The sequence below is a fragment of the Phenylobacterium sp. T106 genome, assembly GCF_057219735.1.
In genome coordinates this window covers 562134-575883 of record NZ_JBXVWA010000002.1, presented here as the reverse complement: position 1 = coordinate 575883, position 13750 = coordinate 562134, and the positions used below count along the sequence as shown (strand labels likewise).

General features: G+C 70.7%; 10 protein-coding genes. 6 read left to right on the top strand and 4 right to left on the bottom strand.

Annotation, left to right across the window (positions count from 1 at the left end):
• Positions 1-130: 130 nt before the first annotated feature.
• Together AC2D8W_RS07435 and AC2D8W_RS07430 are read left to right on the top strand one after the other, a co-directional pair.
• Complete coding sequence (locus AC2D8W_RS07435; RefSeq protein ID WP_484671008.1) at positions 131-1951, top strand: DUF3604 domain-containing protein; 1821 nt, start codon at positions 131-133, stop codon at positions 1949-1951.
• A gap of 62 nt (positions 1952-2013) precedes the next feature.
• Positions 2014-3264 carry an acyl-CoA dehydrogenase family protein gene (locus AC2D8W_RS07430; RefSeq protein WP_484671007.1) on the top strand — a complete coding sequence of 417 codons (1251 nt, stop codon included), beginning with the start codon at positions 2014-2016 and terminating at the stop codon, positions 3262-3264.
• Between the two features lie 4 nt (positions 3265-3268).
• Here AC2D8W_RS07430 and AC2D8W_RS07425 read toward each other — a convergent pair whose 3' ends face one another.
• Both AC2D8W_RS07425 and AC2D8W_RS07420 read right to left on the bottom strand, forming a co-directional pair.
• Positions 3269-3748: a MarR family winged helix-turn-helix transcriptional regulator gene (locus AC2D8W_RS07425; RefSeq protein ID WP_484671006.1), complete on the bottom strand. Its 480-nt coding sequence runs from the start codon at positions 3746-3748 to the stop codon at positions 3269-3271.
• Positions 3749-3803: 55 nt separating this feature from the next.
• Complete coding sequence (locus AC2D8W_RS07420; protein ID WP_484671005.1) at positions 3804-4691, bottom strand: LysR family transcriptional regulator; 888 nt, start codon at positions 4689-4691, stop codon at positions 3804-3806.
• A 122-nt stretch (positions 4692-4813) separates the two neighbouring features.
• On the opposite strand from AC2D8W_RS07420, the gene AC2D8W_RS07415 reads away from it, so the two are divergent.
• From AC2D8W_RS07415 to AC2D8W_RS07405, 3 genes are read left to right on the top strand one after another with little or no spacing between them, the layout of a single operon-like run.
• The gene (locus AC2D8W_RS07415; protein ID WP_484671004.1) at positions 4814-7138 is read left to right on the top strand and encodes a TonB-dependent receptor; all 2325 of its coding nucleotides are present in this window, start codon (positions 4814-4816) and stop codon (positions 7136-7138) included.
• A gap of 2 nt (positions 7139-7140) precedes the next feature.
• Positions 7141-8292: a glutathione S-transferase family protein gene (locus AC2D8W_RS07410; RefSeq protein ID WP_484671003.1), complete on the top strand. Its 1152-nt coding sequence runs from the start codon at positions 7141-7143 to the stop codon at positions 8290-8292.
• Positions 8293-8302: 10 nt separating this feature from the next.
• Positions 8303-10225: a DUF3604 domain-containing protein gene (locus AC2D8W_RS07405; RefSeq protein ID WP_484671002.1), complete on the top strand. Its 1923-nt coding sequence runs from the start codon at positions 8303-8305 to the stop codon at positions 10223-10225.
• Positions 10226-10231: 6 nt separating this feature from the next.
• On the opposite strand, the gene AC2D8W_RS07400 is transcribed toward AC2D8W_RS07405, so the two are convergent.
• Positions 10232-11224 (bottom strand): substrate-binding domain-containing protein, encoded by a 993-nt coding sequence (locus AC2D8W_RS07400; protein ID WP_484671001.1) that lies wholly within the window; start codon positions 11222-11224, stop codon positions 10232-10234.
• Positions 11225-11226: 2 nt separating this feature from the next.
• Complete coding sequence (locus AC2D8W_RS07395; protein ID WP_484671000.1) at positions 11227-12387, bottom strand: Gfo/Idh/MocA family protein; 1161 nt, start codon at positions 12385-12387, stop codon at positions 11227-11229.
• Positions 12388-12472: 85 nt separating this feature from the next.
• On the opposite strand from AC2D8W_RS07395, the gene AC2D8W_RS07390 reads away from it, so the two are divergent.
• Complete coding sequence (locus AC2D8W_RS07390) at positions 12473-13750, top strand: Rieske 2Fe-2S domain-containing protein (protein ID WP_484670999.1); 1278 nt, start codon at positions 12473-12475, stop codon at positions 13748-13750.

Sequence of the window (13750 nt, the reverse complement as noted above, 5' to 3'; positions counted from 1 at the left end):
TCAGCGGGGATGCTACGTGGGCTCCGGGCTTTGTCAATTAACCTGACGAAATCGCGATCTGTCAGGTCTGTTGACTAAATCGGCGCCAGCCCCGAGCGTGATCCGGCGCGCGTTTGCAGGGAGAGGCGGGATGTGGATCGGCAGGCTGCCCGGCGCCGGCGTCTTCCGGCGGAGCGCGATGACGCGGCGGCTCCTGCCGCTTGCGCTGCTCGCCTCCCCCCTGCTCGGCTGCGCCTCGGACCCTCCCGCAGCGACGCCCGCCGCCGCCGAGCCCATGGCTCAGGCGCGGCCCTGCCCCGGCGCGCAGCCCGGCGTGAAGCGCGTCTACTGGGGCGATCTGCACGTCCACACCGCCTTTTCTCTCGACGCCTACGGCTACGGCACGATCCAGACCCCGGCCGACGCCTACCGGTTCGCCAAGGGTGAGTCGATCCGGCTCGCGGCGGGCCCCGTCCAGCTGGACCGGCCGCTCGACTTCATGGCGGTGACCGACCACGCCGAGTGGCTGGATCTGATGTTCACCTGCACCGACCCGCGGGTCTCCGACCATCCGGTCTGCAAGGACCTGCGCGCGAAGAGCAGCCAGGCGACGGGCAGCCAGGTCTTCCGCGACTACGTGAACCCGACCATCACCCTGGACCGCCCTCAGCCCACCGAGCTCTGCAGGCAGGACCCGAAGGCCTGCGAAGCGGCGCGGGACAGCCAGTGGGCGCGCGTGCAGCAGCAGGCCAACGCCGCCAACGAACCCTGCCGCTTCACCGCCTTCATCGGCTTCGAGTGGTCGGGCACGCCCGGCGCGGCGCACAACCACCGCAACGTCATCTTCGCCAACGAGAAGACCACCGCGGTCCCGATCGACTACATCCGCTATCCGTCCGTCTCGCAGCTCTGGAACACCCTGGCGCGTCAGTGCCGGCCGCAGGACGGCTGCGACGCCATCGCGATCCCGCACAACATGAACATGGGCGACGGGCTCAGCTTCGACATCGAGACCGAGGACGAGAGCGACCTGGCCCTGCGCACCCGCTACGAGCGGCTCGTCGAGATCACTCAGGAAAAGGGCGCCAGCGAATGCATGGCGCCGTACGCGGACCGGCTGACCAGCAAGGACTGCGATTTTGAGCCCTACATCACCTCGCACGCACGTCCGAAGCCCCTGGCCGACTTCGCGCAGGCCGAGTGGGAGAAGGCGCGCTCCACCTACGCCCGCGGCCTCCTGCGGCGGGGCCTGATGGCCCAGGCCCAGACCCGCCGCAACCCGCTGCAGGTGGGCTTCGTCGGATCGACGGACACCCACACCGGCCTCGGCGGCTTCGTCGATGAGGCGCAGTGGCGGGGAACGGTGTTCGGCCTCGACAACTTCGAGCGCAACGTGGGCCGGCTCGACTTCAACCCCGGCGGCGTCGTGGGCGTGTGGGCCGAGCAGAACACGCGCGAGTCCCTGTTCGCGGCGATGCGCCGGCGCGAGGTCTACGCCACCAGCGGTCCGCGCATCGCCCTGCGCGTCCACGCGTCCCGCGGGCGGACGCCCCTCGCCTGCGAGGGCGCGGACGGGCGCGCCCTGCAGGCCGCGGTTCCCATGGGCGGGACCCTGGAGGCCGCCGGCGCGGCTCCGGCCTTCCGGATCGAGGCCATCGCCGACCGCGCGCCTCTGGCGCGGATCGAGATCGTCAAGGGCGCGACGCGCCGCGACGGCGGCTACGACGAGCGCGTCGAGACAGTCTGGCGCGGCCCGACCGCGCCGGGCGGGCGCGTCTGCGCGACCTGGCGCGACCCGGCGTTCGACGCCGGCCAGCCGGCGTACTGGTACGCCCGCGTCGTCGAGGCGCCCACTCCGCGCTGGTCGGCGCACCAGTGCCGTAAGGCGGGCCGGTGCGGCGATTTCCCCGCCGCGGACCGCACCGTCGAGGAACGCGCCTGGGCCTCCCCGATCTGGTACGCGCCGAGCTAAAGGGAGCTTTCGGCTTGACGAGCTTTGTCAAGTTACCTGACAAAGTGCGCAAGGAGGCCGCAATGCCCGACGACATGACCTCGCTGCAGTTCGCGGACCGCCGCATTCCCGCCGGGGGCGACTGGCTGAGCCGCGCGGCCCTGGACGCGCTCACGCCGGCCGAGCTGGTGGCCCGGGCCGAGGCGCTGAGGCCGCTGCTGGCCGCCCACGCCGCCGAGGCCGAGGCCCTGCGCCGGCCGGTGGACTCCGTCTGGCAGGCGCTGCGCGACAGCGGAATCTTCTACCACTTCGTGCCCCGGGCCTACGGCGGCCTGGAATTCGACCTCGAGACCTTCATCGACGCCATGCTGCCGCTGGGCGAGGGCTGCGCCTCGACGGGCTGGGTCGCCTCGTTCTGCGTCGAGCACAACTGGATGCTGGCGCAGTTCCCGAAGGCCGCCCAGGACGAAATCTTCGGCGGCGGCTGGCCCTATGTCATCGCGCCCGGCGTGACCATGCCGCCCGGCAAGGCCGAGCCCGTGCCCGGCGGCTACAGGCTGACCGGGCGCTGGCGCTGGGGCACGGGGGTGATGCACGCCGACTGGATCCTGGCGACGGGGATGGTCCCGGGCGAAGCGCCGCCGCGGATGCTGTTCTTCGCCTTCCCCGCGTCCGAGGCCCAGGTCATCGACACCTGGCATATGGACGGCATGGCCGGGACGGGCTCGAACGACATCGCCACCCATGAGCTGTTCGTACCCGAGCACCGGGTGATCGACATGGGCCACATGCGCGAGGGCCGCGCGCCGGGGGCTGCGCTGCATCCCAACCCGATCTACCGCATGCCCATGCTGCCGTTCCTGGGGATCACGGCGGTGATCCCGGCGGTCGGGCTGGCGCGCTCGGCGGTCACCGCCTTCCGCCAGCGGCTGGACGTGCGCGTGCTGCATGGGACGACCACCCGGCAGGGGGAAAGGCCCGCGGCCCAGATGCGCCTGGCGCGCGCCGACATGGAGGTCCGCTCGGCCGAGGTCCTCCTGCGCGACGCCGCCCGCCAGGTGATGGTGGTGGCCAACCAGGGCAGCCCCTCGACCGCCGAACAGCGCATCCACCTGCGAGTCCAGATCGCCTGGGTCATGGACGCCTGCCGCAGGGCGATCCGCGAGGTGTGCGAAGCCTCGGGATCGAGCGCCCACGCCCTGGATAACCCGCTCCAGCGGGCGCAGCGCGACGTCAACGTCATGGCCAGCCACGTGGTCTACGACCTCGACCTGGCGCTGGAGCTTCAGGGACGCGCGCTCGTGGGCCTGCCGCCCAACACCGCGCTGACCTGACGGGCTATCGGATCGGCGGGGCCGCGACCTGCGGCGGGGGGCCCCAGTCGGCGGCCAGCGCGCGACCCAGGGCCTCGACGGCGTCGGCGCCGATGCGCGCGTCGAGTTCGGCTTCCAGATCCTGCAGCACCTGGAACGCCGCGTCGCGCAACGGGATGGCCGCCTTGCCGAAGGTCACCACCTGCGCGCGGCGGTCCTCGGGGTCCGGGCCCACCTCCAGCAGACCGCGGGCTGCAAGCTCGCCGATCATCTGGCTCATGTACTGGCGCGTGACGCCCAGGTTCTCGGCCAGCCGCGTCGGCCTGTGGACGCCCGCCGACACATTGGCGAACAGCAGGGACTGGCCGCGCGTGACCGGCGGCCAGCCGGCCGACTTCAGCGCGGTCTGAAGCGCCTCGTCGAACCAGTAGACGCGCATCAGCAGCCGCGTCATCAGAAGGTCGGCCCGCGTGGCGGGCGGCTGCCGTTCCGGCCGGTCGTTCATCGGCCCCTACTAGCAAACCTGCGTCTCCGCGCCAGCAGCGCTCGCCTCGCAGGCGTCACGCCGGGCTGAGGTCGTCGGCCACCTGCCGGGCGGTCCGGAGGATCTCCTGGATCAGGGGCGAGCTGCGAGCCGCCTTCGTGGTGGTCGCCATCAGGCGGATCGTCATGCGCCAGCGCAGGGGCAGCACGACCAGGCGGCCGGCTTCGATCTCGGCGGCGGCGATGTGGCGCGGGAGGAAGGCGGTGGCGAGGCCCGCCCGGGCGACGGCGATCACCGCCTGCTCGTCGCTGCACTGGATCTGCGGCTCGTCGGGCAGCGTCGGCCGGACCTCCGTGGCCGCCCCGGGGGCGGTGAGCATCGACACGGCGCTCGCCGCCACGTGCGGATGGGCGAGGAACTCGTCCGGGGCGATCGACCGCAGAAGCGCGAGCGGATGCCCGGGCGCCGCCAGGGCGACCACCGGCTCGCGCAGGATCTCGGTGGACACCAGGTCAGGTGTCTCGAGTTCGGCGGCGCGGGCGGCGATGACCATGTCGAAGCGACCCGCGCGGAAGTCCTCGATCACGCGCTCGCGGCGGCCGACGTCGAGGGTCACCTTGAGCCGGGGCCAGCGTCGCACCAGCGCCTCGGCGAAGGGCGGCATGAACGCCGGCCGCAGCGCCGGACCCAGCCCGATGCGCACCTCGCCCGCCTCACCCGCCGCGGCAAGCTCGACGTCCCGCTGCAGACGCTCGGCCTCGGCGATGATGCGACCCGCGCGGGCGGCCACCACCAGGCCCATGGGCGTCGGCTCCGCGCCCGAGCCGGAACGCTCGAACAGGCGCAGGCCGAGCTGGTCCTCCAGGCGGGCGATGCTCTTCGAGAGGGTGGATTGCGCCAGCCCCAGGTCGTCGGCCGCGCGGGCGAAGCTGCCGGCCCTGTGTATGGCCAGGACGTGGCGCATCTGACGGATGTCCAGGGCCCTTCTCCTATCGCCTTTGGCGATAGCTGTGTGCTGGTTCTTTCGCTTCCCGGCAAGGCGCCGCGCCGCTAAGCGCCCGGCCAAAGCGTTTGGGGAGAGACACCATGTTCGGCACGAAACGTTTCTGGCTCGCGAGTTCGATGCTGGTGCTGGCCGCCGGCGCCGCGTCGGCGCAGGAGGCGGTGGGCGTCGAAGAGGTGGTGGTCACCGCCCAGAAGCGCGCCGAGAACATCCAGGACGTGCCGCTCTCGATCATGGCCGTCTCGGCCAAGGCGATGGAGTCGAAGAACGTCACCGACGTGAAGGGTCTGGAGAAGGTCGTGCCGAACCTGCGCTTCGACACCATCGCCCAGTCCGCGGGCGTGTCGATCCGGGTCCGCGGCTTCGGCGCCAGCTCCAACGCCGCCATCGACCCCAGCGTCGCGCCCTACATCGACGGCGTCTTCATCCCGCGCCCCGGCGCCATGCTGACGACCTTCCTCGACGTGGAGAGCGCGGAGGTCCTGCGCGGGCCCCAGGGTACGCTCTTCGGCCGCAACGCCACGGTCGGCGCCGTCTCGCTGCGGACCACCGCGCCGCAGGACAGCTTCTCGGGCAAGGCGGTCCTGGAGGCCGGCCGGTTCGGGAGTCACAAGGCCGAGGCGATCGTGAACCTGCCGGTGAACGACCAGTTCGCCGTGCGCATGGCGCTCACCGCGAACGACACGGATGGCTGGGCCAAGAACCTGTTCGACGGCAAGACCTACGGCGAGAGCGACACGGTCGCCGGCCGCGTCTCGGCCAAGGCGAAGCTGTCGGACAACATCACCTGGATCGGCCGCGTCGACTACGCGCGGACCAACGGCGACGGCTTCCCGCTGAACCAGGTCGACACCTCGACGCTGTCGCCGACCCAGATCGCGAACTTCGCCGCCCGCTCGGGCACCCCGCTGGCCGAGCTGACGTATCCGCCCAGCCGGACCTTCGACTACCGCGTCAACAACCGGGACCTGAAGGACCGGCAGTATGGCCTGACCAGCGACCTCTCCATCAACCTGCCGGGCGACTACACGCTGCGCCTGATCAACGCCTATCGCGACTGGAAGAACCTGCAGCGCGACGGCGACGTGGTCTCGACCCGCCTGGACCTCGTCAGCCGCGACTCCACCTTCAAGAGCCAGGCCCAGAGCCACGAACTGCAGCTGCTGTCGCCTGAAGGCGCGCTGCTGGACGGCCGACTCGACTTCGTCGCGGGCCTCTATTTCTTCGAGGAAGACTACGACATCGGCGAGAACTTCAACCTCGGCAGCCAGTACTGCAGCTTCGCCGTGGCCGCGGCGGCGCCAGCGCTCGTCAACGCCTGCAACGCCGGCCCCAAGATCGGCGTCACGCCGGGGCTGTTCACCCAGAACGCCAAGAGCTACGCCGTCTACGCCCAGGCCACGTTCGCGGTGACCGACACCGTCGACCTGATCCTCGGCGCCCGCGAGACCAAGGACAAGAAGTCCGGCAGCTTCGTGCAGACCGTGCTCAACCCCGCCGCCGCCCTGCTGCGCGGCGCCGAGACCACCGCTCTCAAGTTCGACGACAGCCAGCCGAACTGGCGCGCCAACCTCTCGTGGCACATCACCGACGACGTGATGGCGTTCGTCACCTATTCCACCGGCTACAAGTCGGGCGGCCTGAACTCGGCCGGCGGGGCCAGCGTCCTCGGCCAGAAGCGCCTCTTCGACTCCGAGAAGTCGAAGGACTGGGAACTGGGCGTGAAGTCGGTGCTGTTCGACCGCCGCCTGCTCCTGAACGTGACCGCCTATCGCACCGACCTGGACGACTTCCAGGAGCGCTCGTTCGACGGCGTCAGCTTCATCATCCGCAACGCCGGCTCGATCCGCGCCAAGGGCGTCGAGATCGAGGGCCAGGTGAAGCCGATCGACGGGGTCTCCATCGACTTCGGCGTGGCCTACCTGGACTCGGTCTTCACCTCGAACGTCGCCGCGCCGGGCCTCCCGGCCTGCAACAACTCGGCGACCTCGTGCCGGACGGTGCAGAACCTCACCGGCCGCCGGCCGACCTACGCGCCGAAGTGGCAGGGCAACCTCGGCGTCGAGTACACCACGCCCCCGTTCGGCGGCGGCTTCACCCTGACCGTGCGTGGCGACATGGCCTACACCGATCGCCTCTACGCCACGCCGGACCTGAACCCGCAGGCGATCCAGGATCGCTACACGCTCTACGGCGGCCGCATCGCGCTCACGAGCCCGGACAAGAGCTGGAACGTCGCCCTGTTCGGCGACAACCTGACGAACGAGCAGTACTTCCGGGGCTCCAAGTTCGTGCAGGTCCTGGACGCGGTGTTCGGCGTTCGCGTGCCCGCCACGGGCGCCACGCTCTACCGCGGCTTCGTGGCGCCCCCTCGCACCTGGGGCGTTCGGGCCTCGAAGACGTTCTGACCATGGAGGAGATCAGGCCCTACCTGATGTGGGGCACGCCGCATTCGCTCTACACGGGCAAGCTGCGCGCCTACCTGATCAAGAAGGGTCTGCCATTCGAGGAGCGGCGACCCTTCGACGCCCGCTATCGCGACGTCGCCATCCCCACCGTACGCCTGCGCGTCGTCCCCATTCTGGAAACGCCCGACGGGGAGATGCTGCAGGACACCACGGCGATCATCGACCGGCTTGAGGCCGACGCCGGGACCTCCCTGACCCCCAGCGAGCCTACGCTGCGCTTCATCGCCGAGGTGCTTGACGCCTACGGGACCGAGTTTCTCCTGCCCGCCGCGATGCACTACCGCTGGAGCTATCGCGAACAGCAGGAAGGCTTTCTCGAGGCCGAGTTCGGCCGCGGCGTCTACAGCGGACCCGACCGCGAGGCGCAGAGGGCCGCCGGCCGCAAGATCATGGGCTATTTCAGCGGCTTTCTCGGCTGGCTGGGGATCTCGCCGGAGACCGCCCCCGCCATCGAGGAATCCTACCTGGGTTTTCTGGACCTCCTCGACATCCACCTGCAGGGACATCCGTATCTCTTGGGCGGCCGGCCGAGCGTCGCGGACTTCGGCCTGATGGCGCCGCTGTTCGCGCACCTCGGGCGCGACCCGGTTCCAGCCATGATCATGCGGACCCGGGCCCCGAACGTGGCCCGATGGGTCGAGCGGATGAACACGGCGGGCCTGGCGGATGCCGAGTTCGCTGTCGCCCAGGCCTACTTCGCTCACGATGAGATTCCAGCCTCGCTTGAAGCTCTGCTGGCCTATGTCTTCGCGGACGTCCGTCCCGAGTTGGAAGCTCAGCGGGCCGCGTTCGACGTCTGGGCGCTCGCCGAGGCGCGGCCGTCCGGCTCGACGGTGGGAGCCGCAGGCCGTCGCGACGTGCACCCGAACCTGGGGCCGATCCGCTTCCCCTGGCGCGGCGTCACCATGAGCAAGGGCTGCGTGCCCCAGACGGTCTGGCACTTTGCGCGGGCCGCGCGGATCGCCAGCGAGTCCACAGGCGCGGAACGTGCAAGACTGGATGATCTCATCCGCCGGACGGGCGGGGAAACGGTCAGGGATTTCCGACCGGTTCGCGGTCTGAAGCGCGCCGACTACGTGCTGGTGCTGGAATAGGGGGCAGGCGATGAAGTCGATCTGGCGGGCGGCGATCCCGGCGATCATGACCGGGGTCCTGGTGGGAGGAGGCGCCGCCGTCAGCGGCGCGGCCCCGGAGATCAAGACGCCCGCCGACGGGACCTCGGCCGCCCCGCCTGCATCCGCCCGGCTGCCGGGGTGGAGCGCCGACCGCAACGCCTACTTCGGCGACCTGCACGTCCACACCTACCTGTCCAACGACGCCTACATCTTCAACGTCCGCCGGACGCCGGACGACGCCTACCGTTTCGCCCGCGGGGAGACGATCGGCCACGCGGGCGGGTTCGAAGTCCGGCTTGCAGGCGGGCCGCTCGATTTCGTGGCGGTGACCGACCACGCCGAATACATGGCGATGATCCGCGAGGCGGGCGACCCCAACAGTCCGCTGTCGAAGCTCGAGTTCTCGCAGGGCCTTTTCAGCTCCGACCCCGACCAGATCCTCAAGGGCTTCTCCCGGCTGGTGCAGGCGCGGCAGTCCGGGACCCTGCCCCAGGCGTACACGGATCCGGCGATCGGCTCGCGCGCCTGGGCCGAGGTGCAGGCGGCCGCGGCGCGGCACAACCAGCCCGGCCGCTTCACCACCCTGATCGGCTACGAGTACACCTCCGCGCCCGACGGCCGGAACCTGCACCGCAACGTGATCTTCCGCTCGGCAAAGGTTCCCGGCGCGCCCTATTCGGCGAGCGAATCGACCGACCCCGAGGACCTGTGGCGCGCGATGGACGGCTGGCGCGCCAAGGGCATCGAGGCGCTGGCGATCTCGCACAACGCCAACGGCTCGGACGGGCTGATGTACGACACCACGCGGCGCAACGGGCTGCCGTTGGACCGCGCCTATGCCGAGCTCCGCGACCGCAACGAGCCGCTGACCGAGATCACCCAGATCAAGGGCACGTCCGAAACCCACCCGACCCTGTCGCCGAACGACGAATGGGCCGGCTTCGAGCTGATGGAGACCTACATCGGGCGGCCGAACCCGGTGACCAAGTTCGCCGGCAGCTACGTCCGCCGCGCGCTTCAGGACGGGATCATCTATCGCGAGAAGATCGGCGCGAACCCGTTCCGGATGGGGTTCATCGGTTCATCCGACACCCACAACGCTGCGCCCGGCAGCGTCGAGGAACCCAACTACTTCTCCAAGGCCGGCCTGCCCGACGGCACGCCCGAGCTGCGGGGCTCGATCCCGCCGAAGGGCCAGCGCGGCTGGACCGCGGACTCAGCGGCGAGGACCGGCAACGGGACCACGCTGCCGGCTCAGACCTGGGGCGCGAGCGGTCTGGCGGGCGTCTGGGCCGAGGAGAACAGCCGCGAGGCGATCTACGCCGCGCTGCGGCGGCGAGAGACCTTCGCCACCTCGGGGCCGCGCATCAAGGTGCGGTTCTTCGCCGGCTACGAATTCCCGGCCGACCTGCTGGGCCGCGCCGACGCGGTCCGGCAAGCCTATGCCCACGGCGTTCCCATGGGGGGCGACCTCCTGGCGGCGAAGGGCAAGACCCCGGCCTTCGTCCTCTGGGCGGTGCGCGATCCCTCGGGCGGCTACCTCCAGCGCGCCCAGATCGTGAAGGGCTGGATCGAGAACGGCCAGGCCCGCGAGAAGGTGATCGACGTGGTCTGTTCCGACGGCCTGAAACCCTCGGCCGGACGTTGCCCGGACAACGGCGCCGGCGTCGACCTGAAGACCTGCCGGCCGGATCCGTTCAAGGGCGACGTCGAGCTCAAGACCGTCTGGCGCGATCCAGAGTTCGATCCGCGGCAGCGCGCCTTCTACTATGTGCGGGTGCTCGAGAACCCGTCATGCCGCTGGTCGGCGTGGGACGCCCTGCGGAACGGGACGCCGGTCAACCCGAACCTCGCGCCGACGATCCTCGAGCGCGCCTGGTCCTCGCCCATCTGGTACGAACCCGCGGCCTGAGGCCGCTCAGATCTTGAACGCCTCGAACGTCTCCGGGGCGAACAGGTCCTCAGGCGCAAGGCGGCGCGCCGACAGCCCCTGTTCGTGGTGGTAGCGCAGGAAGGTGTCGAGGACCGGCCGGTTGCGGTGGAAGCCGTAGGGCCACCAGTCGTCGCCAAGCAGAGCGCGCGCGTCCTCCACGGCGGCCACCTGCCAGGGCAGCATCGAGGTCATCGCCGACGTGACCGACAGGGCGGCGTAGGTGACGGCCTGGGCCTCGCAGAAGGCCTTGAACAGCGACTGGGCGATCCAGCGGTTCGCCTCGTAGACCGACCGGCGGATGGCGATGACGTGCATGATCGGGAAGAGGCCCGTCCGCCGGTAGTAGTCCTTCTCCACCGCCACGAAGTCCGGGAACAGCCGGCGCACGTCGTCCGGCCGGCTGTAGAACGTCGAGGGCGTGCGCGCCGTGTGCAGGGCGTCGATCTCGCCGTCCGCCAGCATGGCCGACAGGGTCTTCCCGGGCCCGATGGGCGTGACCCGGAACCGCTCGGGCAGGCTCAGCTTCAGCTTCTCGTCGCGGCCAGGCTCCTCCTCGCCGCCGGTGAAGTATTCCACCGAGGCAGGGTCGACGCCGTACTCGTCCGACAGGATGCCGCGGATCCAGACCGGCGCGGTCATCTGGTACTCGGGCACGCCGACCCGGCGGCCGACCAGGTCCTGCGGCCTCTCGATGCCGCTGCGGGCCGACACGAAGACGCACGAGTGGCGGAAGAAGCGCGACGGGAAGACGGGGATCGCGATGAAGGCCGGATCCTCGCGCATGAGCGAGACGCAGTAGGACGACAGCGACATCTCCGCGACATCGAACTCGCGGTTGCGCAGCATCCGGAAGAAGGTCTCCTCGACCTCCAGGGGCAGGAAGTTGAGGTCGATGCCTTCGGGCCGGACGCGCCCGTCGGCGAGCGCGCGGGTGCGGTCGTAGTCCCAGCACGCCAGGGTAAGCCGCAGCCTGCTCATTCTCAGCTCTCCAACGCGTCCACTTCGACTTCCCGACCCTCGGCCGACGCGCGCAGGATGGCCAAGCAGACGGCGAGGTTCTCGGCGCCCCAGAGCCCGTCGTGGATGACAGGCGCCCGCTTCACCACGGCCGTCCAGAGCTCGTCGATCACCCGCTTGCGGCCAGCCGGACCCAGCGGGAGATCCACCGTCCGCCGAGAGGTCTCGCTGTAGATCTCCACGCCCCTCGCCGTCGGGCGCACGTCGGCCCGCTCGCAGGAGGCCAGCACGAAGCCGAAGTGTTCATGCCCCACCGGCGCACCCTTCGCGGAAGCGGCCGCCCCATAGGCCCGGGAGGACTTCAATTCGGACTCCGGCGCGGCGGCGAGCCGGCTTCGCGCGGCGGCGTAGGCGTCGACGTCGACCGCCTCGCCGGTCTCGCCGATCCCGCCCATCAGGGCGTTGCTGTCGTAGCGGCCGTAGCCCGAGTAGGTGAGCGCGGCCGACGCCCCGCCCGCGAACGTCAGGAAGGCCTGGTAGGCGCCCTCGGTCGGCCGCGCCGGGTCCCAGATGCCGGTCGTGGCCCGCACGGCGACGACCCGGTCGCCGACCAGCCGGCGCGCCACGTCCACCTGATGCGCGGCCTGGCTGAACACCACGCCGCCGCCCTGGCGGGTGTCGAGTTCCGCGGGGCGCCGCGGGCGATAGATGAAGTCCGTGAAGGTGACCGCCGTCACCATGCGCGGCGCGCCGACGACGCCCGAGGCGATGAAGTCGCCGGCCCAGGCGACGGGCGCGTCGAAGCCGTGGCTGGGGCCGACGACCAGGCTCACGCCCGCAGCGTCGGCGGCGGCCCGCATCCGCGCGCAGTCGGCAAGGCTCAGGGCCATGGGCTTCTCGACCAGGATGTGCTTGCCCTGACGGGCGGCGGCGACGGCGAGGTCGGCGTGGGTCTCGTGCGGCGTGGCGATGTAGACCACCTCGACGTCGGGATCTTCGAACATCGCCTCGGCGGTCGGATAGGCCGGCGCGCCGAACTCGGCCTGGAAGGCGGCGCGCGCCTCGGGCCGCGGATCGGCCGCCGCCACGACGGCCACCCGCGCGTCGGCCTGCAAGGTCGGGCGCGTCAGGTCGAACCCCCGGCTGAGTCCGGCCACGCCGATGCGCAGCACGCGACCAGACATGAACTCCCGCCTCCCCTCCGACTGGACACCGCGACGCCGGAGCACGATACTTCGATATCTAAGTTTATCTCAACCGGGCGCGACGATGAGACCCGCCGACAACGAACTTCTCTGCCGTGTCGAGGGCGAGGCGCCGATGGGCCGGCTCATGCGCCAGCACTGGCTGCCGGCCTGCACGATCGAGGAGGTCGCCGAGCCCGACGGCGCGCCTGTCCGCAGCCGCCTGCTGGGCGTCGACCTCGTGGTGTTCCGCGACTCGGAGGGCCGCATCGGCGTGCTGAACGAGCGCTGCCCGCACCGCGGGGCCTCGCTGGTCTACGGCCGCAACGAGGACTGCGGCCTGCGCTGCCTCTACCACGGCTGGAAGTTCGGCGTGGACGGGACCATCCAGGAGATGGCGTCCGAACCCCCGGACAGCCGCATGTACAACCTGAAGGCCCGCGCCTACCCCGCGCGCGAAGCCGGCGGCTTCGTCTGGGTCTGGCTGGGCGAGCCCGACGCCGTCCGGCCCTTCGAGACGCCCGCCTGGGCGCCGACGCCGGACACCCGGATCTCGATCGTGAAGATCCACGCCGAGTGCAACTGGGCCCAGGTGCTGGAGGGCTCGATCGACAGCGCCCACTCGTCCAGCCTGCACTCCACGAACATGCCGACGGCCCAGGTGGAGGGCTCGACCGCGACCGACACCGCCTGGCTGCGTCCCTCCAACGACAAGGCCCCGCGGCTGGAGGTGGAGGCCACCGACTACGGCTTCCACTATGCCGCCCTGCGCAGGCCGCTGCGCGACCCCGAGACCCACGTCTACGTCCGCACCACCGTCTTCATCGCGCCCTTCACGGTGCTGATCCCGCCGAACGACCAGTACAAGCTGGCGCAGATGCTGGTGCCGATCGATGACGTGAACTGCATGTTCTACTGGATCGCCTGGCACGAGACGAAGGGGATCGGGCAGGACGCCTGGCGGCGCTTCTGCGCCGCCGAGGTGGGTAAGGACCTCGACAGCGACTTCCGCAAGCGCCGCAACCTGGCCAACGACTACCTGCAGGACCGCGCGAAGATGAAGGCCGGCGACTTCACCGGCATCGAGGGCATCCCGTTCCAGGACATGGCCATGTGGGAGAGCATGGGCCCGATCGCCGACCGCAGCGAAGATCACCTGGGCGCCAGCGACGCGGCCATCGTCCAGTTCCGCCGCCAGATGGTGGCGGCCGCCAAGGCCGTAGCCGCCGGCGAGCCGGCCCTCGGGACCCGCTCGGCCTCGCGCCAGGTCGATCTGGCCTCGTTCGAGGGCGTCGTGCCCAGGACGTCCGACTGGCGCGGCTTCACCGCCCGAAGCGCCGCGGCGGCGGCCGCCGCGGAGTAG